Origin of the sequence: Halobacillus litoralis, assembly GCF_009856445.1 — a bacterium.
Taxonomy (GTDB): domain Bacteria; phylum Bacillota; class Bacilli; order Bacillales; family Halobacillaceae; genus Halobacillus; species Halobacillus litoralis.
This window is the reverse complement of record NZ_WMFA01000010.1, coordinates 25,489-51,662: the sequence shown is the minus strand read 5'-3', so window position 1 is coordinate 51,662 and position 26,174 is coordinate 25,489. Positions and strand designations below refer to the sequence as shown.

Annotated in this window: 26 protein-coding genes; 6 read left to right on the top strand and 20 right to left on the bottom strand. The window is 45.5% G+C overall.

The window, feature by feature from the left end; genetic code table 11:
• Positions 1-131: 131 nt before the first annotated feature.
• Entirely contained in the window at positions 132-569 is a 438-nt protein-coding gene (locus tag GLW00_RS17165; RefSeq protein WP_160916119.1) for an OsmC family protein, read from the bottom strand.
• A 208-nt stretch (positions 570-777) separates the two neighbouring features.
• On the opposite strand from GLW00_RS17165, the gene GLW00_RS17160 reads away from it, so the two are divergent.
• A complete protein-coding gene (locus GLW00_RS17160; RefSeq protein ID WP_160916117.1) occupies positions 778-1,359 on the top strand; it encodes a CDP-alcohol phosphatidyltransferase family protein in 582 nt (193 codons plus the stop codon).
• Between the two features lie 13 nt (positions 1,360-1,372).
• Here GLW00_RS17160 and GLW00_RS17155 read toward each other — a convergent pair whose 3' ends face one another.
• From GLW00_RS17155 to GLW00_RS17120, 8 genes are all read right to left on the bottom strand, one after another.
• Positions 1,373-2,059 carry a Crp/Fnr family transcriptional regulator gene (locus GLW00_RS17155; RefSeq protein ID WP_160916115.1) on the bottom strand — a complete coding sequence of 229 codons (687 nt, stop codon included), beginning with the start codon at positions 2,057-2,059 and terminating at the stop codon, positions 1,373-1,375.
• A gap of 55 nt (positions 2,060-2,114) precedes the next feature.
• Positions 2,115-3,071 carry a UV DNA damage repair endonuclease UvsE gene (uvsE, locus tag GLW00_RS17150; protein ID WP_160916113.1) on the bottom strand — a complete coding sequence of 319 codons (957 nt, stop codon included), beginning with the start codon at positions 3,069-3,071 and terminating at the stop codon, positions 2,115-2,117.
• Positions 3,072-3,562: 491 nt separating this feature from the next.
• Entirely contained in the window at positions 3,563-4,504 is a 942-nt protein-coding gene (locus GLW00_RS17145) for a nuclease-related domain-containing protein (protein ID WP_160916111.1), read from the bottom strand.
• An 89-nt stretch (positions 4,505-4,593) separates the two neighbouring features.
• Positions 4,594-5,418 (bottom strand): aldo/keto reductase, encoded by an 825-nt coding sequence (locus GLW00_RS17140; protein ID WP_160916109.1) that lies wholly within the window; start codon positions 5,416-5,418, stop codon positions 4,594-4,596.
• A gap of 114 nt (positions 5,419-5,532) precedes the next feature.
• Entirely contained in the window at positions 5,533-6,372 is an 840-nt protein-coding gene (locus GLW00_RS17135) for an SAM hydrolase/SAM-dependent halogenase family protein (protein ID WP_160916107.1), read from the bottom strand.
• Between the two features lie 75 nt (positions 6,373-6,447).
• Positions 6,448-6,936: a DUF1189 family protein gene (locus GLW00_RS17130; protein WP_160916105.1), complete on the bottom strand. Its 489-nt coding sequence runs from the start codon at positions 6,934-6,936 to the stop codon at positions 6,448-6,450.
• 14 nt (positions 6,937-6,950) lie between these two features.
• Complete coding sequence (locus GLW00_RS17125) at positions 6,951-7,199, bottom strand: YuzB family protein (RefSeq protein WP_146818124.1); 249 nt, start codon at positions 7,197-7,199, stop codon at positions 6,951-6,953.
• Positions 7,200-7,232: 33 nt separating this feature from the next.
• Complete coding sequence (locus GLW00_RS17120) at positions 7,233-8,165, bottom strand: bifunctional riboflavin kinase/FAD synthetase (protein ID WP_160916103.1); 933 nt, start codon at positions 8,163-8,165, stop codon at positions 7,233-7,235.
• Positions 8,166-8,304: 139 nt separating this feature from the next.
• Between GLW00_RS17120 and GLW00_RS17115 the strand changes: the two genes are divergently transcribed.
• Positions 8,305-8,844, top strand: coding sequence for an HD domain-containing protein (locus GLW00_RS17115; RefSeq protein WP_160916102.1), 540 nt, complete (start codon positions 8,305-8,307; stop codon positions 8,842-8,844).
• Between the two features lie 40 nt (positions 8,845-8,884).
• On the opposite strand, the gene GLW00_RS17110 is transcribed toward GLW00_RS17115, so the two are convergent.
• The 3 genes from GLW00_RS17110 to GLW00_RS17100 form a co-directional block, all read right to left on the bottom strand.
• Positions 8,885-10,378 (bottom strand): UDP-N-acetylmuramoyl-L-alanyl-D-glutamate--2,6-diaminopimelate ligase, encoded by a 1,494-nt coding sequence (locus GLW00_RS17110; protein WP_160916197.1) that lies wholly within the window; start codon positions 10,376-10,378, stop codon positions 8,885-8,887.
• 269 nt (positions 10,379-10,647) lie between these two features.
• The gene (locus tag GLW00_RS17105; protein WP_160916100.1) at positions 10,648-12,714 is read right to left on the bottom strand and encodes a heavy metal translocating P-type ATPase; all 2,067 of its coding nucleotides are present in this window, start codon (positions 12,712-12,714) and stop codon (positions 10,648-10,650) included.
• Positions 12,715-12,728: 14 nt separating this feature from the next.
• A complete protein-coding gene (locus tag GLW00_RS17100) occupies positions 12,729-13,067 on the bottom strand; it encodes an ArsR/SmtB family transcription factor (protein ID WP_160916098.1) in 339 nt (112 codons plus the stop codon).
• A gap of 203 nt (positions 13,068-13,270) precedes the next feature.
• Between GLW00_RS17100 and GLW00_RS17095 the strand changes: the two genes are divergently transcribed.
• Entirely contained in the window at positions 13,271-13,930 is a 660-nt protein-coding gene (locus GLW00_RS17095; RefSeq protein WP_160916096.1) for a type 1 glutamine amidotransferase domain-containing protein, read from the top strand.
• Positions 13,931-13,967: 37 nt separating this feature from the next.
• Here the strand turns inward: GLW00_RS17095 and GLW00_RS17090 are convergent, their stop codons facing one another.
• Positions 13,968-14,198: a hypothetical protein gene (locus GLW00_RS17090; protein ID WP_160916094.1), complete on the bottom strand. Its 231-nt coding sequence runs from the start codon at positions 14,196-14,198 to the stop codon at positions 13,968-13,970.
• Positions 14,199-14,358: 160 nt separating this feature from the next.
• Here GLW00_RS17090 and GLW00_RS17085 point away from each other — a divergent pair, with 160 nt between their 5' ends.
• The gene (locus GLW00_RS17085) at positions 14,359-14,778 is read left to right on the top strand and encodes a VOC family protein (RefSeq protein ID WP_160916093.1); all 420 of its coding nucleotides are present in this window, start codon (positions 14,359-14,361) and stop codon (positions 14,776-14,778) included.
• Between the two features lie 47 nt (positions 14,779-14,825).
• Here GLW00_RS17085 and GLW00_RS17080 read toward each other — a convergent pair whose 3' ends face one another.
• From GLW00_RS17080 to GLW00_RS17060, 5 genes are all read right to left on the bottom strand, one after another.
• Positions 14,826-15,950, bottom strand: a complete 1,125-nt coding sequence (locus GLW00_RS17080; protein ID WP_160916091.1) for an NAD(P)/FAD-dependent oxidoreductase — start codon at positions 15,948-15,950, stop codon at positions 14,826-14,828.
• 696 nt (positions 15,951-16,646) lie between these two features.
• On the bottom strand, positions 16,647-16,865 hold the full coding sequence (locus GLW00_RS17075; protein WP_160916089.1) for a hypothetical protein: 219 nt from the start codon (positions 16,863-16,865) through the stop codon (positions 16,647-16,649).
• 62 nt (positions 16,866-16,927) lie between these two features.
• The gene (locus GLW00_RS17070; protein WP_160916087.1) at positions 16,928-17,311 is read right to left on the bottom strand and encodes a carbonic anhydrase; all 384 of its coding nucleotides are present in this window, start codon (positions 17,309-17,311) and stop codon (positions 16,928-16,930) included.
• An 83-nt stretch (positions 17,312-17,394) separates the two neighbouring features.
• Positions 17,395-19,104 carry a DNA-binding protein gene (locus tag GLW00_RS17065; protein ID WP_160916085.1) on the bottom strand — a complete coding sequence of 570 codons (1,710 nt, stop codon included), beginning with the start codon at positions 19,102-19,104 and terminating at the stop codon, positions 17,395-17,397.
• A gap of 91 nt (positions 19,105-19,195) precedes the next feature.
• On the bottom strand, positions 19,196-20,128 hold the full coding sequence (locus tag GLW00_RS17060; protein ID WP_160916083.1) for an MBL fold metallo-hydrolase: 933 nt from the start codon (positions 20,126-20,128) through the stop codon (positions 19,196-19,198).
• A gap of 358 nt (positions 20,129-20,486) precedes the next feature.
• Here GLW00_RS17060 and GLW00_RS17055 point away from each other — a divergent pair, with 358 nt between their 5' ends.
• Positions 20,487-20,843, top strand: a complete 357-nt coding sequence (locus tag GLW00_RS17055) for a hypothetical protein (protein WP_160916081.1) — start codon at positions 20,487-20,489, stop codon at positions 20,841-20,843.
• 105 nt (positions 20,844-20,948) lie between these two features.
• Here GLW00_RS17055 and cydC read toward each other — a convergent pair whose 3' ends face one another.
• Both cydC and cydD read right to left on the bottom strand, forming a co-directional pair.
• A complete protein-coding gene (gene cydC, locus GLW00_RS17050) occupies positions 20,949-22,658 on the bottom strand; it encodes a thiol reductant ABC exporter subunit CydC (protein ID WP_160916079.1) in 1,710 nt (569 codons plus the stop codon).
• A complete protein-coding gene (cydD, locus tag GLW00_RS17045) occupies positions 22,655-24,382 on the bottom strand; it encodes a thiol reductant ABC exporter subunit CydD (RefSeq protein ID WP_160916077.1) in 1,728 nt (575 codons plus the stop codon). The genes cydC and cydD overlap by 4 nt, the downstream gene beginning before the upstream one ends.
• Positions 24,383-25,572: 1,190 nt before the next feature.
• Between cydD and cudC the strand changes: the two genes are divergently transcribed.
• Entirely contained in the window at positions 25,573-26,127 is a 555-nt protein-coding gene (gene cudC / locus GLW00_RS17040) for a choline uptake/conversion transcriptional regulator CudC (RefSeq protein ID WP_160916075.1), read from the top strand.
• The last annotated feature ends 47 nt before the right edge of the window (positions 26,128-26,174 follow it).

The following is a 26,174-nucleotide window of genomic DNA, read 5'->3' as shown; positions in this document are numbered from 1 at the left end:
CTACCTCCTTATCAGGTTCCCTAATAAGGTAACATAGGCGGATTAAGAGATTCATTATTAATTCTTTCCATCGTTTCCATGGAAATTTTCAGTATAAAAAAAGGCCCCCTAGAGGAGCCTCTTCCCATTTGTTAAGCTTTTTGCCAATCTACATTCAGGGTAACCCCTGCTGCTTTCAGTGTAGTGAAAACTGGGCAGCGTTGGTCAACGATTTCCTGAAGTTCTTCGATACGCTCTTGAGATTCTGACGTTTCTACTTCCGCTTTAATGTTCACCGTGTCAAAGTAAGGCTTTACATCCGCCGTCCCCATCAACCCTCGCATATCGAGAGTCCCGTTGATATCAAACGAAATACTTTGAAGGTCGAACTTCATTTCCTTCGCCACCATGTTCGCAACGACCGTTTCACAGCCTGCGAGCGAACCTAACAGCGTTGCAAGTGGGTCAGCACCTTCATCTGTTCCGCCCATTTGCTTCGGTTCATCAATCGTCAATGAATGTTTTCCTGCCTCGATTTCCGATTTCATCCCTTGAGACTTACTCGTGATCGCTACTTTATGTTCGGACATGTACAATTCCTCCTTGTTGTTGGTTACAGGGATACTATACACCCTGACCATTTTCGGCAAACCTCATGTGCTCACCGTTGTAATCTGCCTTACAAAAGAAGCAAGGTGATTCTATTACCAGGGAACATATGCTATCGTCTAAAGGAAGACCAATTAGGGTAAAGTGGTAACAAGACGTTGATATTATTTGCTAAAGCAGGTGTTTTTTATGCTCGATACCCACGCAAGGAAATTCGTTCAACCATCCATTGAACGAACCGCTTCTTACTTTCTACAAAAAGGGCGCTCCGCCAATGAGATTACCGTGCTCGCTTTGTTTTTCGGGCTTGGTACAAGTGTGCTCTATGTGCTCGGTTTTCCGATATTAGCGGTCGTATTTTTGTGGCTTTCCGGATTTTTAGACGCCGTGGATGGGACAATGGCCAGGAATACCAAAACCTCCCCTTTCGGAACCGTCATGGATATTACATTCGATCGAATCGTTGAAATTGGGATGATCTTAGCCATTGCTTATATTCACCCAGAAGTCTTATGGCCACTTCTCCTTCTCAGTGTATCCATCATCGTGTCGATGACGATCTTCTTAGTTGTAGGAGCCGTTTCAGAAAAAGCAGGAATCAAATCCTTCTACTATCAAGCGGGACTTGCGGAGAGGACAGAAGGCTTCGTTCTGTTCAGTGTGATGCTCTTATTCCCTCCATTCCTCTTCTGGTCAACACTATTGTTCTTTGCTGTAGAATTGTTTACAGGTATTCAAAGGTTCATGGAAGCCAAACGAATATTAAAATAAAACCCGTCCCGGCTTATGTGACCACTAAGCCGAGATGGGTTTTTGCTTTTTCTGCATCGATGGATAATACTTGATCCTTTTTCAAATAGCCTTCCTTGTTCAAACGACTGATTTCTGCACTCGTTGTCTCCCTAGTTGCACCGATCATCGTCGCGATGTCCTGATGGGTCAACTTCATCTCGACGGTTTGCCACTCCTGGTGACGACGGCCGCTTTTTTCACTAAGCATGAGCAGCAGATAAAGAATCCGCTCCCGCACCTCACCTAAAGCAATCTTCTCACTTCTTTTGTAAAAATCGTTCAATTTAGACGAAAGTAACTGAACGAGACGAAGCGTGATCTTCGGGTACTTTTCCATAAATCGTTCGAACTCTTCCCTGCTCATCAAACATACATATGTATCAGTCATCGCCTCTGCGTACATTTCATAATCTGTCAGAGTCAGCGTAGAGGCCTCCCCAAATAGATTTCCGTCTTTCAGTATGTCCAATGTGAACTGTTTCCCCTGCTGGTTTGTTCGGTATAAACGGATCTGTCCTTTTTTCAAAATATATAAATGCTCAGCTGGATGTTCAGGCGAGAGGATTACTTCACCTTTCGCTACTTTTTTCATTTCACTGATGGCATCTACGTCCATTAGTTCTTCTTTTGTTAATTCTTCAAACAAATTCACTTCGGATAAGAGGGTCTGTTTATCCATCATTCCACCCCTTTCAGTACCATCAAATATACTTGATCCAAAGGCGGACGCAAAGTTAAACGTCCAAGGTCGCCTCCCCCACCCGTTTCACACCACGGATTTTCGAAAAATCTTCGACAAGTTTAGAAAGGGCGCGGTCCTTTTCTTTCGCTTCAATCATAAAATCTACAGGTGTGCCGAGATCCTTCAACTCTTTCAGGAGAGGGCGAATGAAATCAGCGTCCACAAAATCGGCATGACTCCTGTACGCCTTTTCCGACTTCGGCGACGAAATATGAATTTTTGGTGGAAGGCCCAGCCTGTCCCACGTTTTATAAAAGCGAGGCAGGATTTTAGAAAGAGGTTCATCTTCGGTGTGATTCGCCATGTAATGGTGGTAATCAAACATCATCGGAATGTCCTCTTTTTCACAGACATCAAGGGTTTCCGTTGTCGTATAGGTTTTGTCATCATTCTCAAGTGTCATCTGCTGTTTAATTGGACCCGGGAGCTTTTTAATATTTTCATGAAAACGAGAGACGGCTGCTTTTTTATCCCCATACGCGCCACCTACATGTAGATTGATATGTGATTCATTGTGCAGCCCCATCGCTTGAAGCATCGCATAATGGTACTCCATGTCCTGGACAGCATTGTCCGTCACATGAGGACGGTCACTCGTGAAAAGGGTGAATTGGTTTGGGTGAAAACTCGTACGCATATTGTGCGCCTTTACCAGATCACCAATCTCCTCGAACAGATGGCGGAATGGCTCGATATAATCCCACTCCACTTCATCATGAGTAGCGAGTGGAATGATAGAGGAAGAAAACCGGTACAAATGGATTTCCCTCGCAATATTATAGTGGATGATCCGACGAGTGCGCTGCAAGTTCATTTCCGCAATTTTATGAAGCTGCTCAATCGCAGTTTCGTGCCCCAGTTTCTTATAACGTGCAAATGTCATTGTCTTCGCTGGCGTCGCTTCCCATAGGTCGAGCGCATGAGATACGTAACCGAACCGGATGATCATACAAAAGCTCCTTTACCGAAAAAGTGATACCTTTATGTTCCCCATATTTGGTGGGAATAACATAAGGGTCGGTTTATGGAGTTTTGCTGGCGGGGCCTTCGCACCTTGCGCGTGTTCCTTGCTTCTTGCGTGGGTTCACTGGCTTCTCGTGCGCGTTCCTTGCTTCTTGCGCGCGTTCCTGACTTCTTGCGCGCGTTCCTAGCTTCTTGCGCGCGTTCACCGGCTTCTTGCGCACGTTCACTGGCTTCTTGCGCGCGTTCACTGGCTTCTTGCGCGCGTTCCTGGCTTCTTGCGCGCGTTCCTGGCTTCTTGCGCGCGTTCACTGGCTTCTTGCGCGCGTTCCTGGCTTCTTGCGCGCGTTCCTGGCTTCTTGCGCGCGTTCCTGGCTTCTTGCGCGCGTTCCTGACTTCTTGCGCGCGTTCCTGACTTCTTGCGCGCGTTCCTGGCTTCTTGCGCGCGTTCCTGGCTTCTTGCGCGAGTCATGCTATTGCCTAGAGCAGATACTTGATATATTTTCCTCCACCAACCGTACTTCTTGCATATGCAGAAAGAATTCGGTAAGCCACATGCCTGGAACTTATTTTAAGGAATTCTTGAGCTTCTTTATTACTAATTACTTTGGATACTAATGCAGCATATTCTCGCAAAGCTTGTTCATGTGAACTGTAAGAGCTATAAGCGCACACGGCACATATCCATTTCCTTTTTGCTCTCCTCATAGAATACTTGCCACACTCCGGACACCTCACACCTTTCTGCAAATCAGAGTAACTCAAATTGAACCGCTTCATATAATCAGGGACATGCTCTCGATGGGCTTCAGCAAGCGCACGACCTATGCGCATCATATCAGCCCCAGTCAGAACTTCTTCCTTATAAAACTCCTTCTTCCTTTCAATCGCACCCACCAGCGATGTGGCGCGTATGACTTTTTCATGAATACGAGGGTCTGAAGAGTCAAATTCAAGAACGCACCTTCGATTCGTAAAAACAACTAAGAAATCTACCGGTACCTTAAGCTCCGTATGGTGAAGCAACCATTCTTCGAGTAAATCTTTTTGCCGCTCCGCCTGCTCCACAGGATCCTGAAAACTTTCCAGGTCGCGACGCATTTCCTTTTTCTCGCGGTGGATGGATATTTGACCTTTCATATTCTTTGCTTCAATGATCAGGATGAACGAAGGGAACAGGAGAAGGGTGTCCATTTGGAAAAAGTGGTGGCCATCATGAAGGCGGAGATTGTGAAGGATGATAGGAGAGTCTTTCAAGTAGTCCAGGTGAAAATCGAGGGATTGTTCGCCGTTCCAGCCGGCCTGTTTGGTAGAGAGCATTTCTTCTACTTGAGGGGTTACAGGGTGATTAGGTTTGAGACGTTTCAGCAGCATACTTAAATGATTAATATCGGGTGGGATGACGCGGGGTTTTATGATCATGTATTCGCTCCTTTCTCCTATATTAAAGTTGATCCTCTTCCTTTTGTCCACAAAAAAAGACTGCCGCTTATGCGGCAGTCTTCCTGTATTTATCTTACGTTCATTTCAGATGGTTTGGGGCCTTTGCGCTCGCCGCGGTCCAGCTTGTTGATGGCAGCCATGTCGTCTGCTGTCAGGTCAAAATCAAACACGTCGAAGTTCTCTTCGATACGGGATGGCGTGACAGACTTCGGAATGACAACCGTATCGTTTTGCAGGTGCCAGCGGATGATAACTTGTGCCGGTGTTTTGCCCTGCTTTTCAGCGATTGACTGGATCGTATCATTTTCCAATACTTCTCCACCCTGCATCAGCGGGCTCCATGCTTCAAGCAGAATGCCATTGTCGCGGCAGAAGTCTTTCAGCTCGTTTTGTGCCAGGAATGGGTGGCACTCGACCTGGTTGACTGCCGGCTTCACTTCACACTCGTCAAGCAGACGCTGCAAGTGATCGATATCAAAGTTACATACGCCGATCGCTTTGACTTTGCCGTCTTTTTGCAGCTGTTCAAGCGCTTTGTATGTTTCTACGTAATCATCATATTCTGGGGTCGGCCAGTGGATCAAGTAAAGGTCCACGTAGTCTAATCCAAGTTTATCAAGGCTTGTTTCAAAAGCCTTCAATGTATTTTCATATCCTTGATCTGTGTTCCAGACCTTTGTCGTAATGAACAATTCGTCTCGAGCTACACCGCTCTGGCGGATCGCTTCACCAACCTGTTTCTCGTTTCCGTAAATCGCAGCGGTATCAATTGCACGATAGCCTGTTTCAATCGCTTTTGTAACGGCTGGAACCGCATCTTTTTCTTCGACTTGCCACACACCAAAGCCTAGTTGTGGCATTTCGATGGTGCTATGCAGCGTAACTGTCTTCATTGATCATTCTCCTTTTCTTATAAAGGTTTCACATGGGTAAGTGTAGCACAGCGACTCCCCGCAAGCTTTTATTCTGCTCATAGACAAAAGAAAACTCCCCACAGAAGCGGGAAGTTATTTTTCAAACTGGATGGTCCAATTCGAACCTGTGCGGATATTGTAAGCTCTGGCAAATGAGCCTTGATTGATGGCCACCGCTAAGTTATCAAGGCTGTTCACATAGACGAGTGGCTCGCCTTTGTGGGTATCTGCGAATGAGCGTCCGAAGGTCATGGAATTATGATACACCTCATCACCATTATGCAAAATGAACACGTTCAGGGTATCTCCATAACGGATCCCCATCTGCTTAAAAAACTCACGCGGAATGTTCGTCCAAAGGTTGCCGAACCGTATATCAAGGATATCGATGATGCCGGAGACCGTGGATTCGTCCACATAAGGGTCTTTCACAGAGATACGCTCAATAGATCCGGGGTCGAGGGCAGGGCCTACTTCTTCAAAAGTGATAACACCGGCCGCCAAACGCGCTCCCGTGTAGGCATAAACATCTCGACCATGGAAAGTGTAGGATTCTCCAGAGCGTGGCAAGCGGTTCACTTTTTCATCAATTTCTCTTACTTCAACGATTCCCTCCGTACGGGCGATATGAGTCAATGTTCCATTATCCGGAGTGATGACAAAATGCCCGGATCCTGTTTTTACACCGATACTCTTACGAGTGGATCCTACGCCCGGATCGACCACAGATACGAAGACTGTCCCTTCTGCCCAGTAAGCCATCGTCTGCCACAGCCTGTAAGACCCTTCCCAAATATTGAAAGGGGGGATGTCGTGCGTCAAATCGAAGATCGACAATTGATGATCAACAGAATGTGCCACCCCATGCATGGCACTTACAGCTCCATCACTGATTCCAAAATCTGATTGCAATACTAACGCTCTCGTCATCATACCCCCACCTTTTTTATTAAATAATGAATATTCTAACATATAAAAAAGATAAATAGAAAAAGTACCCGCAAGAACTCAAGGTTTTGCGGGTACTTTTGGATAAACCGTAATCATCCGATACATGTAGTATACGAAGATCGCCATAAAAATAAGAGCGCTGAGGGCGTTGGATACGGTCATATATTTTAATAATACGCTTAGAATTAATGGCAGTGTACAAGCATAGGCGGTCAACTTCCAAAGCTGCTGGTAGGCAAGCTTCCTGGAAAGAGCTTTTCGCATAAGCAGACTTCCCCCGGCAAGAATGGATACGCCGACAAGGATAAGGAAAACGATCAGCAAAGGATAGAAAACGAGAAACTGTGCAATGTACATCCCCCGCGATACCTCTGTCAGGTTCGTCTCTAAATACAAGATCGATGCAACCATATCCGGTAAAAAGAGGAGCAGCAGCAATACGAACAAATAACCAATCGTATGAGTGATGCCTTTCCGGTTTAAATGGAACATCGCTTCTTTTTTCGGCAAACGTAAGCTGTTAATCAGTGAATCAAAAAAACCCATGGTCTTCTCCTGCCTTATTCAGCGTAAATCGCTAATTCTTCTTCGATTTTTGTACGGATTTTCTGTAAAGCTTCTTCAGGTGTTTTTCCAAACACCCGTTGGTTATTGACTAGGGCGTACGGACGGAGAGCACACATGCCACAGAAGGACAGGCATTCACTGATGAGTACCGCCACTTCCGGGTATTCGGATTCAATGATACTCTCGATATCCATTTCATTGATTAAGTTTCCATCACAAACTTCAACAACGACAATTCCCATGGTGCTTCCCCCTTTCTAAGATGTCAGTATCGTTTATATTCCTAAAATTGCACGAGCATTCTTTTCATCCTCATGCATTTGTTCAATCAATGCATCCATACCGTCGAAATTCTCTTCATCGCGCATATGGCGCAGGAATTGGACGGTCACTTTCTGGTCGTACAGGTCACCGGAGAAATCCAGAAGATAAGCTTCCACTTTATAGGAATCACCGTTGACCGTTGGACGATAGCCGGCGCTGATTAACGTGTAATAGTATTCCGGTGCTTCCTGGACTTTTTTCACAAGCCCGAGATAGACCCCTGGTTTAACTTTTACATATTCTTCAATATCTCCGATGTTTAATGTCGGAAAGCCTAGTTGTCGTCCAAGCTGCTCGCCTTTTTCCACGACCCCTGTGATTTCAAAAGGTCGTCCGAGCATCGCTTGAGCGGCTTCCATCCGTCCTTGAGTCACATGAGTACGGATATCTGTACTGCTTACTTTTCGGTCGTGGAGCTGGACACCCGGGACAATCGAAACATCAGCACCGATTTGCTGGCACAGCTCGGCCAGCCCTTCAGCGTCGGACCCTCTCCCTTTACCGAAACGGAAGTCCTCCCCGACGATCACATGACGGACGTTCAACCGGTTCAAATGCTGAAGCACGAATTCTTCAGGAGATGTCTTTGCATATTCTTTTGTGAAATGGACGTGATAATAACGATCGACACCGAACTGCTCCAAGCGGGTTTGGCGATCTTCAATCGTTGATAATGAATATTTGTATGATTCATCACCTCGCAGCACCCATTTTGGGTGATCAGAAAAACCATACACAGCGATTTTATCTTCCTCTGTGGCCAGCCTTTCTGCCTCCTGAAGAAGAGACTGATGCCCTAAATGCACACCATCCATTTTCCCGATGATTAGAACGACGGGCTCTGAGTTGTGAGGCGGTTGTCCTTGTACTTCAATCATTTCCATTTGCAAAGCATCCCCTTCAACCTGTTGATTAAACCTATTAATTATATAATATCCATTCTTATTTAATCAAGCTTTATCACTTTTTGCAATCATTCTGCCCCTTTATTTGTTATGATGAACAAAAAAGGGCGTGTCGTCGATGATTGAGAAAGCGAAGGCATTTGCAGCTAAAGCCCACGAGGGGCAGAAGCGTAAAAACTCCACGGAAGACTATATCATCCATCCCATTCGGGTTGCGGACCTCTTAGAACAAGCAGGATTCCGTGAAGAAGTGATTTGTGCCGGCTACCTCCATGATGTGGTCGAAGATAACACCTACACCCTCCAGGATATTGAACGTGAATTTGGAAGAGACGTGAGAGGTTTCGTCGCTGCTCATACGGAAGATAAAAGCAAGCCATGGATGGAAAGAAAACAGCACACGATTGAAACCGTGTGGAAAGCTCCGTTTGAATTGAAAGCGTTGATTGTAGCCGATAAGCTGGATAACTTACGCTCTCTCCAAAAAGACCTCGCCACCTACGGAAATGAGGTTTGGAAAAACTTCAACGCAGGTGCTGAAGACCAAAAGTGGTACAACGAATCCATCGTTGCCGCGATGATAAATGAACGGAATCTGGATGATCTTCCGAATTACTTCTATGAGTACAAACAATTAGTTGAACAAACGTTTGATTAACGAGAAAAACATCCAGTCTCAGGACCTGAGACTGGATGTTTTATTGAGCGACAGATGGAAAAAAGCTTTCGATGATCTTTTCATCCGAGTGAGGAATTTCTTCACCCTTAACAATCTGCGAATTGTTGATGCAGCCACTTGTCAACAGGATAATATCCCCTTCCTCTCCTAACTGCATGGATTTACGAACACCTTCTTCTCTTGTAAGGGTGGGGTGAATATTCAAAGCCGTTGGATTGCTAAACCCTGTCATCACCTGATCGACGATGGTTTTCGGGTCATGATAGCCGGGGTGATCGACCGTGACGATCACTTCATCCGCTTTTCCTTCAATCGCTTTCGCCATCTTCGGCATTTTGTTGAAATCACGAATTCCAATGCCTGCGATCATGACGATCAAGCGTTTGTGGTCAAGTTTCTTAACCTCTTCCAACAACCTGTTCAAAGCTACAGGGGTATGAGCATAATCTAAAATCACTTTCTGCTTGAGAGGTGTTTCAATAACCTGGAATCTTCCTTCCGGTCCTGTCAAAGTAGGAAGCACGTCCAACACTTCCTCCCAAGAATAGTGGAGATGGAAGGCTGTAGCAATCGCGGCCAGTACGTTTGCGACATTGTAGGTGCCATAGACGGGAATGAAGACTTTCTTCGTGTCTCCCTTATAGGTAAGGTCGAAAAGGGATCCTTTTTCCATAACCTCAATGTTTTCTGCTGACAAATCAGCCTCTGGGTGACCCTCAATACTGTATGTCAGAAGACCATCCTTCCCCATCGCCAACAGTTCCGATGCCATTCCGTCATCATCAATATTAACGACACGGTGGTTCGCCTGTTTGAACAAACGCATTTTACATTCCCTGTAATGTTCAATAGTCCGGTGGTATTCCAAATGCTCTTCAGAAAAATTCGTATGAACGGCCACATCATACTGAATGCCTTCTACCCTGCACTGATCGAGAGCAATCGATGAAACCTCCATGACCGCCCCTTCATCACCCACGTTTCTCAAGTCACGAAAAATCCGGTGCAGATCCAGGGACTCAGGTGTGGTTGGGGTGCTTTTCTTATATTGTAATTTCCGTTTTGATGACCAAATGCCTGTCGTGCCGATCGAGCCGGTCGGAAGGCCCAATAAGGTCAATAGAGACCGGATATAGGCCGTAACCGTCGTCTTGCCATTCGTTCCGGTAACCCCAACGGTTTTCAGTTCATCATCGGCAAAGCCGTAGAAATCCTTTGAAAAAACAGCCATGACGGAACGGACATTGTCTACAAGTAAGAACGTTGTGCGGTCATAGATCGTTGAAAGCTCCTCCAATACCTCTTCATCACTGCCAATGATTGTGGCAGCTCCCAGGCCTATAGCTTCTTCGATATATTCATGACCATCAAAGTTCTCCCCTTTCAAACAAAAAAAAGCGGCTGCTGGTTCGACTTTTTTTGAATGAAAAGCAAGAGTTCTCACCTCTTGTTGAAGGGGGCCGTATATCTGTCTGATATGAAGTTTTTTTATATGTTCAAAGTGTATCTTCATAGTCATTATCCTCACTCTTTATATATGGTTTATCGTCGTCTTTTCGAAGCAAAAGTATGTATGGGAGACGGGTGGTTTTGACGGAAACACAGCCACAATTTACCGTACGTCCATAAGGTCCTTTTCCCTTTATCCCCCTGCTCACAAACCCAAAAAACACACTCGAAATCAAAATGGTTCACCCTAACTAGTTTTCTTCCAAATAAAACCACACCAGGTCATCCAGTATTTGGATAACCTGGTGTGGGAAAATTGATGGATCTATATCGTCATTTATCTTTCATGAGGAGGATGGTAAGGCTGATGAGAGTGACAAGAATCGTTGCGCCCATATCAGCCAGAATGGCGAACCATAAAGTGAGCCACCCTGGAATGGTTAGAAGAAGGGCAATCACTTTCAACCCAAGGGCAATTCCGATGTTCCATTTGACTACAGCATTCACCCGTTTCGCGATACGGAAGGCATTCGGCAGTTTACCAAGGTGATCCTGCATGAGCACGATATCGGCGGTTTCAATCGCACTATCCGTTCCTTTCCCCATCGCGATCCCTAAATCAGCCATCGCGAGAGCAGGCGCGTCATTGATCCCATCTCCAATCATGGCAAGCTTGGAATTTCTTTTTAATTCGTCGACTTTTTCTACTTTCTGATCGGGGAGAAGCTGCGCATGGACATCAGTGACGCCGATTTCTGCAGCCACTTTTCCAGCCGTTTTTTCGTGGTCACCCGTTAACATGATCGTGTGCTTAATCCCCAGAGAATGGAGACGCTTCATCAGGGTACGACTTTCTTCACGCACTTCATCTGCCACTCCGAACATACCCAGTACTTCTTTTTCATCCGAAACGATGACAAGGGTGAATCCATCTTCTTTCAGCTTGTCGATGTCTGCTTTTACATCCTCTGAAGGGTTGAGATGCGTAAGCGTCTGCTCGCTTCCCACGTAGTACGTCTTTTCCTCAATGACCGCTCGAACGCCTTTCCCGGGAATCGTATCCACTGAGGAAGGCTCCAAAGAATTTGCCTGTTGAACGCGTGAATCTTCTAAGATCGCTCTCGCAATTGGGTGAGAGGAATTTCTCTCCACGGCTTGAGCCACTGAAAAGAAGCGCTTCTCCTCATAAACATTCACAGCATGAACTTTTGGCTCTCCTTTTGTCAGCGTACCCGTCTTATCAAAAGCAATACTTTCAATTTTTCCAAGCTGTTCAAGAAAAGCTCCCCCTTTAATGAGAATGCCGTTTCGGGCATTTTTCGTGATTCCGGACAATATGGCAATGGGTGAGGACAGAATCAAGGCACATGGGCAGCCGACAATGAGAACCGCCAATCCCTGGTAAAATGAACCTCCCCAGGTGGCAGAGAAAAGCAATGGTGGAATGACCATGACAAGACCGGCAATCACCATGATTAATGGGGTGTAGTATTTAGCAAATCGATTGATGAAGAGCTCTGTCGGTGTCTTTCTTTCCTGCGCTTCCTCAACCAACTGTAGGATTTTAGCGAGAGAAGAGTCATTGTAGGCCTTTGATATTTCAACTTTCATCAATCCTTCATTATTGATGCTTCCTCCAAAAAGCTTTTCGCCAGGCTTTTTGTCTACCGGCAGAGATTCTCCTGTGATTGCTGCTTCGTTCACGGAACTGTAACCTGCCATGACCACACCGTCTGATGGGATTTTCTCGCCCGCTTTAACAAGGACAAGGTCTCCCTCTTGTAAGTCTTCAATTCCGACGACTTCTTCCGTACCATCTGCCAGGAGGCGTGTCGCTTGTTTAGGAGCAACTTTCAGCAATTGCTCCATCGAACTGCGTGCCTTTTCCATGCCGAGACCTTCCAAATATTCATTCAGTCCGAACAGAATCGCGACAAGGGTAGCTTCTTTCCATTCCCCGATCGCCACAGCTCCGACGAGAGCAATCGTCATCAGCGTATCAATATTAAACTTCAAACGGACTAAGTTTTTCAAACCTTTCCAGAATGTCTGGTAACCACTGATCGCAATCGCTGCCAAATACAGGCCGATCATAACGAAAGGAGCAACCCTTCCTTCCAATAAAAACGTCGCACCAAAGATGAGTGAGGAAATAATGACGAGCTGCTTCATGTTCGGACCATGACTGTGATCGTGTCCACCCTCGTCATCGACAAGAGAAGCTCCGTCGGATTTCAGAATCCGGCGTACTTTCTCCATATCAATTCCGTCATGAACTCTCAATTTACTCGATGAAAACTGAAGTTCAGAACCTTCCCCATGATGGAGCTTACGGATTTCGTCTTCCATCTCTGCTGCGCAGTTCGCGCAGGATAATCCTTGCAGTTTGTATTCCTTCATTCTCTTTCTCCCCTTTAATGGTGAAGAGCGTGGTTGATGGTCTGTTGCAATAGATCGATGACGTGTTCATCATCGTGGGAATAAAATAATGTCGTACCTGCTCTTCGATACTTCACTAAACGTAAATTCTTTAGAAACCGCAGCTGGTGGGAAACGGTCGATTGGCGAAGTTCTAATGTATCAGCGATTTGATTCACGGACATTTCTTGTTCACATAGTAAATGCAGGATTCTGATTCGTGTCGGATCAGAAAGCGCTTTGAACGTCTGGGAAACGACGAATAACGTTTCTTCATCCAGTTCACTGGCATGCTTTTTTTTCTGATCTTCTGTTTTATTTTTATCTTCACTCATGAATTCGACACCTTCCTTATATGCACATATATTCATATATACAATTATCGTATGCGCCGCATGCCATTTTGTCAATGTGTGCTCGCCCATGTTTGATTGATTTAAAAACGGGAAAATTATTTTATGTGCGACAAAGCAGAATGTTTGGCACTGTCAATTTTCACATATTACAATGACACCCACTACCAAAAAGGAGGACAATCATGTCTAAAAAAGTACTAATGGTCGTTACGAACCACGAAAAGATTACGGATGAACAGCCGACAGGGCTTTGGTTATCCGAATTCGGCGAAGCCTATAATGAGTTCCAAAAACACGGCTATGAAGTGACAGTAGCAAGTCCGGAAGGCGGCCGTGCACCTGTCGATCCAGGTAGTGTCAGCGAAGATGAACCACAGGAGATCTTAGATACAAAACCACATTTAGAAAATACCACACCGATTGCAGACGTCGAAGCCGATGACTACGATGCAATCTTCTTACCGGGTGGTCACGGAACCATGTTCGACTTTCCGGATAATGAAAAACTTCAAAAGCTGCTTCGTAACTTCTATGAAGCGGATAAAATCGTCGCAGCCGTCTGCCATGGTCCCGCAGGTCTTGTCGGAGCTACCTTGTCTAACGGTGAACCACTAGTCAAAGGAAAACGCGTCAATGCATTCACTGACGCCGAAGAAGTAGAAACAACGCTCGATCAACACATGCCATTCCTGCTTGAAAGTAAGCTGAATGAGCTGGGAGCAACCTTTGTGAGCGGTCCAAACTGGTCCGAGCATTTTGAAGTGGACGGCAACCTGATCACCGGTCAAAATCCTCAATCCACAGAAGTCGTTGCCAAAGAAGTCGTGAAACAATTGAATTAATAGGTAAAGGGGTCCTGTGTTGCAGGACCCCTTTTTCTTATTCATCGTCGTCTTTCCAACGGCCGAACAGATACGCGTACAGCTTTTGGGCTACACACACATATGAAACGAGCCAGAGGATCAACAAGCCGATGACGATCAACCCTTTGATCCACGTCAATCCAGTAACAATAGTATAAATCGATGTTCCGAATAAAAGTAGACTGACAACCACGTGCAGAGCAGCGGATGACAGGATCTTAAAACTATTGCTGATCCAGGCAGGCATATAAAATCACCTCCTGCTCTACTTTATGTGATAGAGAAAAATCAGCTTGTACGTTTTGATAGATTCTATAAAAATAGGCACTTCACGGAGACCCACCCATAAGTGTATGGGCTATCGTTATGTTAAAATGGTTTGGAATTTGCTATAGAGGAGAATGAACGTGGAAAAGAAACTGGATCACATTGGAGTCGCTGTCCGCAACATCGAAGACAGCATCACTTTTTACACCAACGTCCTTGGAGGCACATTAATTGATCGTTACCGTAGTGAAGCTGAAGGAGTAGAGAGTGAAATTGCGATTATTGATATTAAAGGGGACCGTACAGAATTATTGATGCCGACGAATAATACGACCTCCCCCATCGCTCGTTTCATTAAGCAGAAAGGGAAAGGGGTTCACCACATCGCCTACGATGTCGGCGATTTGGACCAGGCGCTGAAAGACTTAGAGCAGGAAGGCATCCGCACCCTGGAATGGTCGTTACGGACAAATAAACACGGCCGACGCCTCATCTACTTAAACCCGGCGGATACAGAAGGAACGATTATCGAGTACTGTGACTACCCTGACAAACCATAAAAAAACCTTGCAGCTTTATCAGGCTGCAAGGTTTTTCAGTAGAGTCATCATTCAGATCCCAGCGCTTCGGATACATCATAATCTGCAGGATCAAGCTCGGTCTCTTTTCCAAGTACCAGCCGGGCAAGCTCCGCACCCACGTATGGACCGGATGTAAGTCCAGAAGCTCCGAGGCCATTGGCGACATATAAATTCGACCACTCAGGAATACCACCGAAAACAGGGAGAGACCCTGGTGTAAACGGCCGGAAGCCGACACGCGTTTCAGCAAACGTGCTGTCGTAAAGACCTGGCGCGACTCCTAGTGCCTTATCAAACACATAATGGAGACCCCCTACAGTCGATCGCCCGTCAAAACCTGCATCCGTTTCATGTGTGGCACCAATGACAACACGACCGCCTCCGAAGGAAAGCATGTACTGATTATTCGGTGGCATAATGACAGGCCAATCTTCCGTTTCTGTATCAGGAAGGTCCAAATGGACAATCTGTGCTTTTTGAGGGTGGACCAGAAAATCAATGCCCAACGGCTTCAGAATCGGTTTCGCCCATGCACCAGCTGTCACCAGCACTTCATCCGCTTCATAGCGGACGCCGTCCACCTCGACAGCGGTAACCTTCCGACCTTCATGAATCAGTTTAGCATCTCCTTGTATCCTTTGAACCCCAAGTTTCTCAGCTACTCGAAGAAGCGCATCTCTTAACTCACGCCCATTAACGCGGGCCGCACCACTGACGTGAATCGCATCGTACCCATCCGCGAGCGGTGGGAACATTTTCTTTGCTTCTTCCGAGGAGATTCTTGTGATTTCACCGATTTCTGGAGCCCCGTCTTCTCTTCGCTTCAACGCGCGCTCCATAGTTTTTTCTAATTTATCTTCATCTCTTTGGAGACTGATTGCCCCTACGCGGCGATAACCCGTCCGCGTTTCTCCTTCCGCTTCCAGCTCGCGAATCAATTCTGGATAGTACCGGGCACCGCCTTTGACAAGACGGTACCATCGCTTGTTGCGCCGTTGAGCCAGCCATGGACAAACAATTCCAGCTGCTGCTTCTGTCGCCTGTCCCTCATCTTTACGGTCGATGATTTTTACGTCGACGCCTTCTTTTGCTAAGTGATAAGCAGTGGATGCGCCCAGCACTCCACCGCCGACAACGATATATTTTTTCATAGGTAAACACCTTTTCATTCGTATTTTCATTTCCATGACCATTGTATAGAAAAAGAAACCTCCACTCAAATCCCTATTCAAGTGGATGGCAGGATTGTGTAAGACTCAGTTTCTAGACTTTCTAGGGTTCGTTGCCCGGTTAAGAGTCAGGGATGGCTGGGAAGCAACTCGCTTTCCTGTGGGGGAGCGCCGAGCTTCCTCGGACTGCGTCCTGCGGGATCTCGCCTTTCTCCTTCTCCCACGGGAGTCTCGCAGCTTCCCAACCATCCCATTCGAAGAAGGGGATAACGAACCCTTATTCCAAATTGAAAGGTCTCCCACTATCCTGATTGTTGTAGGCAGTAAACGCTCTGTATCAAGCTTTCAGGGTTCAAGTGCCTCGACTTGGGAGTATTATCTTTATGCTCTTATCACACAGAATAGCTGATTATTCAGGAAGTGGTTTCGAGAACCTTCCTTGGTTAAGGGGCGGAGGGGAATGGCGAGACTCCTGCGGGAAAAAATTGCTTGGTGAGACCCCACAGGACGCAGTCCGAGGAGGCTCACCGAGATCCGGCGGAAAGCGAGTCATCCCCCGCAGCCCCAACCTACCGCACAAACATCTCGAAACGGAATCTTGAAGAAAAGAAAGCTTTAGTGGAAGAAGAGTGGTATAGGTAAACCCCGGAGTGTGAACTCCGGGGTTTGGATTTGAGCTTATTTATTTAAGTTACACAAATATTTATAACAGGCTTCAAGATCGCTGACGCAATCATGAACCCCATCACTTTCAATTTCGATTAAAGCAAAAGGATTCAACGTGATGGTATAGGAGGCGATGCGTATGATAGGGTTCTCCTCCGTTAAATTCTGCAGTTCTTCATAAACCGGATCCCGCTCTTTTTCAACGAAATCAAACCAACTCGCTTGCTCCATACCGCCACTCCTTCGCGAATGTTCTACATAAGAACTATTCGCCGTAAGGAAGAAAAATCCTCTTATTCTGTGATCACTTCTACTTCCCACTGGTCGTTGACGTATAAACCGATGGCATCCACATTGAATCCCCAGGATTTCACAAGCTCTACAGATTCCTTGATTTGGCCGGCTTTGACATCACGGTCTACAGGGTTACCGGCGCAATTGTAGTGGCCGACAACAGCGACAACGCCGGATCCGTGCTTGTCTACGGAAATGCCAATTTTCGTTTTGACAGCGGCCAGCTGATCTTCAGATCCTTCCAGCAAGAACTTGGTCGGGCCTGCTTCTGTAATCATGTCGATATATTCCGTGCCGTAACGTTCCTGCATCCAGTGGATAACGGGAAGCTGCACACGTCCATCCATACAATTGATTGCTGTTGCAAATGTTTTTTCTGCCATTAAAAATCCCTCCAACTAGTAAATTCTATATATATTTTATCATAACAAAAAAGCAGCAGGAGCGGGTGTCCTGCTGCTTCTCATTAATTGATGCCCTGAATCTGCATCTCTTCTACTGTGGCTGTGCCATTCTCGCGGATACGTGCCTGAATATTCACTTGGTCTCCCTCTTTCAGGAAAATAGCGAGAGGGGCTTTGCTGGTGTTGACCGTATAAATGGTCGTTTCCCCTTCTAATAAAAATTGAACAGACTGCCTGGAGTCGGTGGAAGTCACAAGAACCCGGTTGATCGTTCCTGCCTTTTCGGTCAAGTCGACACCCTGGCTTCCCTCTACGCTGCTCGGATCCTGGGCAATTTGCAGTCGGTAGGCGTTCAACGTCTGCTTGGCTGTATCTCCGAAAACGGCAAAGTCTGAATCTGCTGCCTTAATGTATGCATATTGCTTGAACAATCCGTTTGGATCAAGGACGTTTACGATCCATGTCGGGTGGCCATCCACGTTATAGAGCACCGGCATCGTTCCTGTCCAGTTCTTCTCAGGATACTGTTTGTTGACGATCTGCACAGCTCCTTTACTATCCATAATTCCCTGATTCTGCTGGCCATTGTAATAGGTAAGGTCGCCTGTCCGGGCATGGATTAACGTATAACCAAGGGCAGAATCGATATTTTCTTTCGGCGAAGCCATATCTGTGAAGTAGAACATTTCCCCTGCTTCATTGAAAATCGGTGTGACACTGCTCTCAGTGCCTGACTCATTCGGGATCTTCACATCTTTCTTCCCAAAGATCGAATTCAGCCAACCATTGACATATTTACCGAAGTACTCGTTTTCAATGGCGGCTAGTTCAGAGCTTACCGATCCTTCAACGAAATCGGGAGCATTGGCAGAGTCGAAGGTTTCGATGTCACCAGAGACCGGATCGACAATCGCCACTTTAATATCGTTCATGTCAGGGCGGTTGGAAAACAGTAGTGGCTTATAAATCGTTTGAACGTACCACGGTTTCCCTTCATCATCGACTTCAATCTGTGCGTCTCCACTTTGAATATAATCCGGATGCTTACCATAAACGACCCGCTGCACATTATGATTGAAGAAGCTTGAGTTCGTGTACCTCATTTTGCTTTGAACAAACTCCGGCTGTGCATTGATGTTCGTAGCTGCAATCGTAAAGTACCCTTCCGTCTCTTTTCCTCGCAAATAACGCCAGAAGCTTGAAAACTCGACGGGCGCTACATAAGTGATCTCCCCATCAATTTGCTGGGCTTGCAGTTTTCCTAAATCATAGAATTGTGTATTCGGAACAACACTCATCGCTTTTTGCACTTTATTCCTTGCTGACTCAGGTGCAACAGAGATCGGTGTATTTTCCTCATTCAAAGGACGGGCTTCCTCTTCCTCTGATTTCGAAATGCTGTCATAGCTATCCTGTAAAGCTAAAATGCTGTAAATGAAAACACCAATGACGGCGACCGCTACGCCTAAAATAACGATTCCTGACAGTGAGCGGTGCATCGTTTGATATTGCACCGGCACTTTGGCTCCTCCGTACACTAACGGTACAAAAAGAACAGCGACAATCACATTGAGAATCAACATATTCGGCACTGTAATCGTCGGCATGAATGCGTAAACGACGAAGAACATGACGATGACACCGAATACCAGGACCCCCACTGTGGTTTTCATGATTTTCTTTCTTCTCATTCGATTTTTCACATAAACGATGATCGACAACGTCAAAAATAACAGAAAAGATAAGACCGTTGTCATAAGTATTCCAATCATTATGTATCCCCCTTCTTTCTCCATATTCCATACGTTTGAATACAGCGTTATGTTTCAATTATATGTGTAACCATGAGAAAAAGCAGAACAATTACGTTCTGCTTTTCCTTTTCAAATAGTCAGCGAGACCCATGGAACAAACTTCTATATCCAGTTTCAGAATGTCATAGACCTTGTGGGTCTGTGGAATTCCTTTTTCCTCTAAATAAGACGCCACTCGTTCATGAAGACGCTGTTGAACGCCCTCAAGCCCTTGACCTTGTTCTAAAGCATCCTTCGCTACACTCACAAAAACAGGAATCCAGGCACTGACTTGGTCAAACGTTTGATCAGGAGCTTCTGTCTTCCCAAAATGACCGAAATAGAGACAAGAAGGATTCATATCTCGAAAACGATCGATGCATTCAAGCATCGCATCCGGATCGAACTGGTTGGGTGAAGTCGTTGGTAAGTAAAACGTCAATCCATGATCTTCTGTCTGATGATACCGAATACCTGCCGTGTCCCCTGTGAAAATTCCGTTGCTGAGCGAATCATAAATGCCAAGATGATGCTTGGCATGACCGGGAGTATCATAAAACGTGAGTGTACGTTTTTCTGAAAGCGTAAGCGTGTCTCCCTCTGTTTTTGCCTCCAGGCGATCTTCCGGTATAGGGAGAATGGGGTCAAACAATTCATCAAACGTTTCTCCATAAACCGCCTTCGCTCCTTGAATCAAACGCGAAGGATCGGCGAGATGCCGCTTGCCTTTTTCATGGACGATGACCTGTGCGTTCGGGCATTCCTGTAAAAGCAGTCCCGCTCCACCCGCATGATCCAAATGGATATGTGTCAAAATGACGTACGCTACTTTTTCTTTTGGAATCTTCAACTCTTCCAAACCAGCCAGGACTCTAGGAACCGAAGGACTCGGTCCTGTTTCTACTAGCGTAATGTCATCCCCTAACAACACATATGTACCTGTCCGTCCTTCAAACCCCATATCATAGCCATCAATCAAAAACACATCATTTCCTAAATCCATCGGCGCTCTCTTTTTCAATTCCTTCACCTCACCTTATGAATTATCTCTAGTGTACTAGAATTTAACAAATAATGATAACGCTTTCTTGAACGGGCATGTTTCTTTTTGTTGATTCACATTAGCTTCCAATTGCGGAAGACTCAGTTTCGATACATTTTTAAGTGGATAGGGGCTGTGAGCATTAGCTCGCTTTCCCCGGGAGCGCGGTGAGCTTCTCCGGCGCTCCCCACAGGAAAGTATTCAAATGCGGAAATCGCTTTGGCAGACACGACTGGCATACCCTTTAACAACTCATTTGAAATGGATGGTCACACTTTTGGGCTGGGTGAATATCATGGATTTTGAGGAGTTGGTTAAAATGACAGAAGAACGAAACATGCATCAAGGTCATATGCAGCCTTCCTATGAGCAGTGCAATAAAATGAAGTACTACCATGTTATGGTCCAAACTAAGGATGGACGCAGTTTTGATGGAATCATCACTGACGTGAATCATGATAAGATGACGATCTTAATAAGTGAAGACGTTATGGTCGATGAGGATGGCAATGCTATGGAGGAACGCCAATACGGATATGGACGCCGCCGGGCACGCCGTTTCCGTCGTGAAGTCCTTCCAATAGCGGGACTAACTACATTGGCGTTATTCCCCTACTTCGCACGCCCGTACCCCTATTACTACCCTTACGGATACGGATACCCTTACTACTACTAAGCGATCCATACTCCCATCGCAACCGGATGTTCACTTATCTCATTTACATGGAAAAAATTACCGTACCAGGTCATCCAAATTATGGAATGTCCGGTACGGCATTTTTTATGTGTGGAAGATATTTTTTTCGATTTGTTTCATTTCGTAGAAGTGTCCCCGCATTTGTATGAGTTCATCATAAGAACCCGCTTCTACGACTTTCCCTTCGGCCATGACGATGATCTGGTCCATCTTTTCCAATCCGCTCAAGCGGTGGCTGATGAGCACCACTGTATCTTGTGACGCGCGTTCATACAGGTGATCGAAAATCATTCGTTCGGTCAGAGCATCGACAGAAGATGTCGGTTCATCTAGCAACCAGAGACGTTTGCCTTTCAGAAAAGCCCTTGCTATGGACAGGCGTTGACGCTCCCCACCTGAAAGGTTCTCTCCTTTTTCAAAAACCGGTTGATCCAGGTCAAATTCCAATCCGACTTCTTTCAGCACGAGCTCCATCTCTTCATCTGAGAGATCTTCTCCGGCAAGTTTGAGGTTTTCACGTATGGTCCCATAAAAATAATGGTTTTCCTGAAGTACGACGTTGCTGTTCTCCCAAATGCTCTCTTCTGATAGATCCCGAATATCCATATCATTGACCATCAGCTCACCCGCAGACGGAAGTTGGAATTTCATGAACAGTTGCAAGAGTGTTGATTTTCCCGATCCACTGGCTCCGACGATGGCGGTCTTACTGCCTGCTGTAATCGACACGTTCACATCTGTCAGAGCCTCTCTTTCTTCGTCTGGAAAACGGTAACTGACATGAGATACTTCCATGCCAGGGGCAAGATTCGGATCTAGGTTACAGGATCCTGATCCATCATCTTCTTCCTCCACAATGGAAAAAAGACGCTCCGATGCCCGTTTGCTATCATCCAGGTAGCTTGGTAGAACAGCCATTGGTGCTGCGTTTTCAAAGACGGTCAAAGAAATCATCACGAGCATGGCAAGAAACAACCCGTTCAAATCTCCTTCCGCCACAAGAACAGCCCCAAGACCTGTAACAATCCATGAGACGAGGAGTGTCGCAAATGTGTTCCAGGAGTGACTGGAAAGCATCTGACGACTATCCCGCTCATCCTCTCGAATATACTCTTCGGACGATTGCTGCAGCTTTTCTTTCTTCTCTTCAAGCTGTTGATAGATTTTCAGATCGCGAAAACCGTACAGCCATTCCGCCGCTTCGGTCGATAACTCCCCGCGTGCCTGTCTTACACGACTGGCTAGTTTCCGCTGTTTCACCGTGTACCAGGCTGGAATCAGCAGCCCTGTAACGATGAGACCCAAAAGAAGAACGATGGCTATAGAAATAGAGAAGATGGATGTGAAAACAATTGTCCCAAGGAAGATGATGACAAGGACGACCGGTGGATAATACACACGCAAAAAGAAGTTTTGCAGACTCTCGACATCGCCCACAATACGTGAAAGCAAGTCCCCACTCCGGTACTTCTGAAAAATCCTAGGTGCATGCGGTTCTAATTTTTTATAAAAAGCAAGCCGCAGGTTACTTAAAATCGTAAAGGTAGCTCGGTGTGAGAAATACCGTTCCGCATAACGCCCGAGTGCTCTCGCAAATCCGAACAGCTTTAAAAAGGCGATGAGCACCGTCAAAGCATACAACGGAGGGATGAGTGCCGCTCTGGATATTAAATATCCGCTGGCACCAAACAGTCCGACCGCTGACATTCCGGCAAGAAAACCGAAGACGACGGATAGCACAATGTCCCTTTTTTCCAAAACAACTAAACGGATGACTTCCTTCATTTCTTTCATGCGGAGTCCCCTCCTTGCTGTACAGTCACCATATCCCTGTACTCTTTCACCGTAGACAGCAGTTCTTCGTGTGTTCCTTTTCCGATAACGTGACCACGATCGAGCAGCAGAATCTGATCGGCCTTTTTGATTGTATGCAGACGGTGAGCAACAGTGATAATCGTCGCTGTCTTCGCAAGCTCTTCCATAGAAGCTTGGAGAACCCGTTCTGTTTTCAAATCCAGACCTGTCGTCGGTTCATCAAACAGAATGACGGAAGGCTTTTTCAGAAATGTACGCGCAAGAGCGAGGCGCTGTTTCTCACCTCCAGAAAGTCCACGTCCCGCTTCTCCCACCGGAGTGTCGTAGCCTTTTTCCAATGAAGCGATTAAATCAGCAATTCCCGCTTTCCGGGCGGCCTCGATAATTTCTTCCTTGGAATGATTCCCTCGTCCGCCAATGGCAATGTTCTCTGCAATCGTTCCGGAAAATAAATACGGATGCTGAGAAATGTAACTTACCTGAGAAAACCATTCTCTTTCCTCATAGTCAAAGAGAGAACGATTATTGATTTCGATAGCTCCTGAGGACGGTTTAGCAAGGCCTGCTAAAAGGTGGAGAAGCGTTGATTTTCCCGATCCGCTTTTACCGACGATGGCGACTTGATGATAAGGCGTAATGGTTGCTGCCAACCCTTCCATCGAAAAACCTTTATCGTAGGAAAAGCTCACTTGATCGAGCTTGATCTCGGGAGGCTGGCCCTCTTCAAGCTTTCCTCTTCCCCACTGAATCTGCTCTTCTTCTTTTTCAAGCTCTTCTGAAAGCAGGTTAGCCGCACCCGAAGCACCTCTCCCCGTATGAAAGGCGCTACCGAAGTCTTTCAACGTCAAATAAAATTCCGGCGCAAGAATGAGAATAAAAAAGGCGGTGAAAAAGGAAACACTCTCATAAACGACGAGCCGGATCGCAATCTCTAATGCGATCAGACCGATACTGAGCATGGAAATGAACTCAAGCATCAAGGAGGAGACAAAGGCGACTTTCAAGACTTCCATGGTGGCATCGCGGAAGCCGAGGCTGCTCGATTCAATCTCTTCTTTTTGCTGCTTGGCACGTCCGAAAAGCTTTAATGTCGTCAAGCCTTGAAGTGTATCAAGAAACTTCCCGGAGAACGTGTTCAACTTCTCCATCTGTTCTTCTGATTTCTTTTTTGTCATCACACCGATAATCGCCATAAATAACGGGATGAACGGTGCGGTGATGACCATAATCAGTCCTGAATAGATATGCTGGGTGAAAACCACGACAAGGATCATCAATGGAATGATCATGGTCTGGATCATTTGTGGAATATAACTGCTGAAATACCCATCAATTTCGTCCACGGAATCCATCAGCACACTGACTTTCCGTCCCGACTGTCCTTGTAGAGAAGCTTGAACGGGATTGCGGGCGTACTTTTCAATAATCGATTGACGGAAATAACGCTTCGCTTTGGAAGCAAGCTTTACGCCGGTCCGGCCGTTCAGCCATGTAAACAGCGTCCGTCCAGCCAGCACAAAAAGCAATCCTCCAAGAAGGGGAAGGATATCCTGAAAACGTTCCTCACCAAGAAAAATCCGGTCGACGATCGCGACAAAAAAATAGGATTGACCAATGATCGCAGCACCAATCAACACGGACGTGAGGACCAACAGCACGAAAACTTTTCGATCTGAGAAAGCTAGTCTGCTGAGGTGCTTCATTTATATAATAACTCCTTAAAAGCCATTTTGTGAATTAATTCACATTATCATCATTATAATTCATCAAGCGATTGATTGCTAAAAATAAATCTGATGATTCTATGACAATTCTATATCATCGTCCCCTTAATAAACAGCTATCATACTAACCGGATGGGCACATTTTCTCTATCTTTTCCCTCTATGTAATGATGGAGACATTTCAATGTGTGCGAAGGAATAGCCGTAGCTCCTTTCCTCTTTTGATCATCATCAAAAGTCCACATATTCGAATCTTTCGATGCCAGCGGAGAAAGTGGTCCTATTCCATACATTTTCACAAGAATTGATGATATAAAAAACTGCAGGAGGCTTGTCCTGAAGGGTTGGGGGTGTTGGATCATGTTTAAGTGGGGCTTGTGCGTTTCTTTTCCTGCTCATGTTTCCATATGTGCTGCGGCCATAGGAAATGTAATGGACTCCAGGTCAGCCAGAGGGTTGTTTAATATGGTAAGAAATTCTTAAATGAAGATGGATGCGGGGAGCGCTGAGCATTACTCTGCAGCTTTACAGAGGTATGGAGAATATCCTGTATTTTTCCAATGTTATCGTTCTTCTTTTCAAATTCACTTTCATAACTTTTGTGTTTAGAAATAATTTTGCGATGCAGAACGGAGCAAAATTCATCTGTTATACATTTTGTTTTTTGCGGTCGCTTGACCAGTGAGAACAAGCCAGACCATATATAATAGAGTGAGCAAGCAAAGCGTCCTCCTCTTTATTTTGATTGTTCGAATCCTTAAGGTAAGATCTGTAATTCTTCCGGGAGGTGTTAGTGATCCCTTATATTTTATAAAGTTCTTCCTCGTTTTTCCCTTTCCATTACATCTGAGTTTTCCAATTGTGCCACTGAATATTATCAGTCCACATTAGATACGGTAGAATTCACAATCCCTTCAGTAACTCTACGATACCGTTAATTTTGTTAATAAAAAATTTAACTTTTTGAATACTTTTTACGTTAACAAGCCTTTGCAAGCTTGTCAAAGTGAAATTTTTTTTAAATCGCCTATAACCTATGAGATGATAGGGCTTAAGGCGATTTTTTTCTAAAATGGATTTTGACAAGCGATTTTTATTCGTTAAGATAAAGTCTGTAAAGAAAAAATTTAATAAAGTTAATTGCTTTTACGCCTGTGAGGAGGTTTTTAATGACAAATCATCATGAAGAAAGCTCCCGACAGACCATTGAGCACGCGAAAGGACTTGTGATCGATTCCATTGCGGAAACGATGGATTTGTATGGAGTGACCCGAAGTGCAGGAACCTTATATGGGACGATGTACTTTGAGGATGATATGACGTTGGATGAAATGCGTGAAAAGCTCGGAATGAGTAAACCCAGCATGAGTACAGGAGTGAAGAAGCTCCAAAATTACAATATTGTGAAGCAAACATTTCGAAAAGGAACACGCCGACAGACTTTTGTCGCAGAGAAAGACTTCTTTAATTTCTTCTCGAACTTTTTTACGAAAAAGTGGCTGAGAGAAGCGAAAACCAACTTGGACGCGATCAAAGATGCCCAGAAGGAATTGAATCATGTCATCGAGGATTCCGAAGCGGACGACGTTGTAAAACAAGAAGCAGAACAAGTCTATCAGCAACTCGAAGCATCCAAACCTTATTACCATTGGTTGCAGAAGCTCGTCGATGCTATTGAGAGCGGAGAAATTTTCGATTTTCTTCCTGTCGACCAAGAAAAATAAGATACTGCCTCTCTAAATAACAGTTCATTTGATTGTTATTCTAGGGA

Excerpts from the sequence above, each read along its gene's own strand:
- GLW00_RS17165 (WP_160916119.1), bottom strand. The coding sequence starts at position 569 with ATGTCCGAACATAAAGTAGCGATCACGAGTAAGTCTCAAGGGATGAAA.
- GLW00_RS17160 (WP_160916117.1), top strand. The coding sequence starts at position 778 with ATGCTCGATACCCACGCAAGGAAATTCGTTCAACCATCCATTGAACGA.
- GLW00_RS17155 (WP_160916115.1), bottom strand. The coding sequence starts at position 2,059 with ATGGATAAACAGACCCTCTTATCCGAAGTGAATTTGTTTGAAGAATTA.
- uvsE (WP_160916113.1), bottom strand. The coding sequence starts at position 3,071 with ATGATCATCCGGTTCGGTTACGTATCTCATGCGCTCGACCTATGGGAA.
- GLW00_RS17145 (WP_160916111.1), bottom strand. The coding sequence starts at position 4,504 with ATGATCATAAAACCCCGCGTCATCCCACCCGATATTAATCATTTAAGT.
- GLW00_RS17140 (WP_160916109.1), bottom strand. The coding sequence starts at position 5,418 with ATGAAGACAGTTACGCTGCATAGCACCATCGAAATGCCACAACTAGGC.
- GLW00_RS17135 (WP_160916107.1), bottom strand. The coding sequence starts at position 6,372 with ATGATGACGAGAGCGTTAGTATTGCAATCAGATTTTGGAATCAGTGAT.
- GLW00_RS17130 (WP_160916105.1), bottom strand. The coding sequence starts at position 6,936 with ATGGGTTTTTTTGATTCACTGATTAACAGCTTACGTTTGCCGAAAAAA.
- GLW00_RS17125 (WP_146818124.1), bottom strand. The coding sequence starts at position 7,199 with ATGGGAATTGTCGTTGTTGAAGTTTGTGATGGAAACTTAATCAATGAA.
- GLW00_RS17120 (WP_160916103.1), bottom strand. The coding sequence starts at position 8,165 with ATGGAAATGATTGAAGTACAAGGACAACCGCCTCACAACTCAGAGCCC.
- GLW00_RS17115 (WP_160916102.1), top strand. The coding sequence starts at position 8,305 with ATGATTGAGAAAGCGAAGGCATTTGCAGCTAAAGCCCACGAGGGGCAG.
- GLW00_RS17110 (WP_160916197.1), bottom strand. The coding sequence starts at position 10,378 with ATGAAGATACACTTTGAACATATAAAAAAACTTCATATCAGACAGATA.
- GLW00_RS17105 (WP_160916100.1), bottom strand. The coding sequence starts at position 12,714 with ATGAAGGAATACAAACTGCAAGGATTATCCTGCGCGAACTGCGCAGCA.
- GLW00_RS17100 (WP_160916098.1), bottom strand. The coding sequence starts at position 13,067 with ATGAGTGAAGATAAAAATAAAACAGAAGATCAGAAAAAAAAGCATGCC.
- GLW00_RS17095 (WP_160916096.1), top strand. The coding sequence starts at position 13,271 with ATGTCTAAAAAAGTACTAATGGTCGTTACGAACCACGAAAAGATTACG.
- GLW00_RS17090 (WP_160916094.1), bottom strand. The coding sequence starts at position 14,198 with ATGCCTGCCTGGATCAGCAATAGTTTTAAGATCCTGTCATCCGCTGCT.
- GLW00_RS17080 (WP_160916091.1), bottom strand. The coding sequence starts at position 15,950 with ATGAAAAAATATATCGTTGTCGGCGGTGGAGTGCTGGGCGCATCCACT.
- GLW00_RS17075 (WP_160916089.1), bottom strand. The coding sequence starts at position 16,865 with ATGGAGCAAGCGAGTTGGTTTGATTTCGTTGAAAAAGAGCGGGATCCG.
- GLW00_RS17070 (WP_160916087.1), bottom strand. The coding sequence starts at position 17,311 with ATGGCAGAAAAAACATTTGCAACAGCAATCAATTGTATGGATGGACGT.
- GLW00_RS17065 (WP_160916085.1), bottom strand. The coding sequence starts at position 19,104 with ATGATTGGAATACTTATGACAACGGTCTTATCTTTTCTGTTATTTTTG.
- GLW00_RS17060 (WP_160916083.1), bottom strand. The coding sequence starts at position 20,128 with ATGGATTTAGGAAATGATGTGTTTTTGATTGATGGCTATGATATGGGG.
- GLW00_RS17055 (WP_160916081.1), top strand. The coding sequence starts at position 20,487 with ATGACAGAAGAACGAAACATGCATCAAGGTCATATGCAGCCTTCCTAT.
- cydC (WP_160916079.1), bottom strand. The coding sequence starts at position 22,658 with ATGAAAGAAATGAAGGAAGTCATCCGTTTAGTTGTTTTGGAAAAAAGG.
- cydD (WP_160916077.1), bottom strand. The coding sequence starts at position 24,382 with ATGAAGCACCTCAGCAGACTAGCTTTCTCAGATCGAAAAGTTTTCGTG.
- cudC (WP_160916075.1), top strand. The coding sequence starts at position 25,573 with ATGACAAATCATCATGAAGAAAGCTCCCGACAGACCATTGAGCACGCG.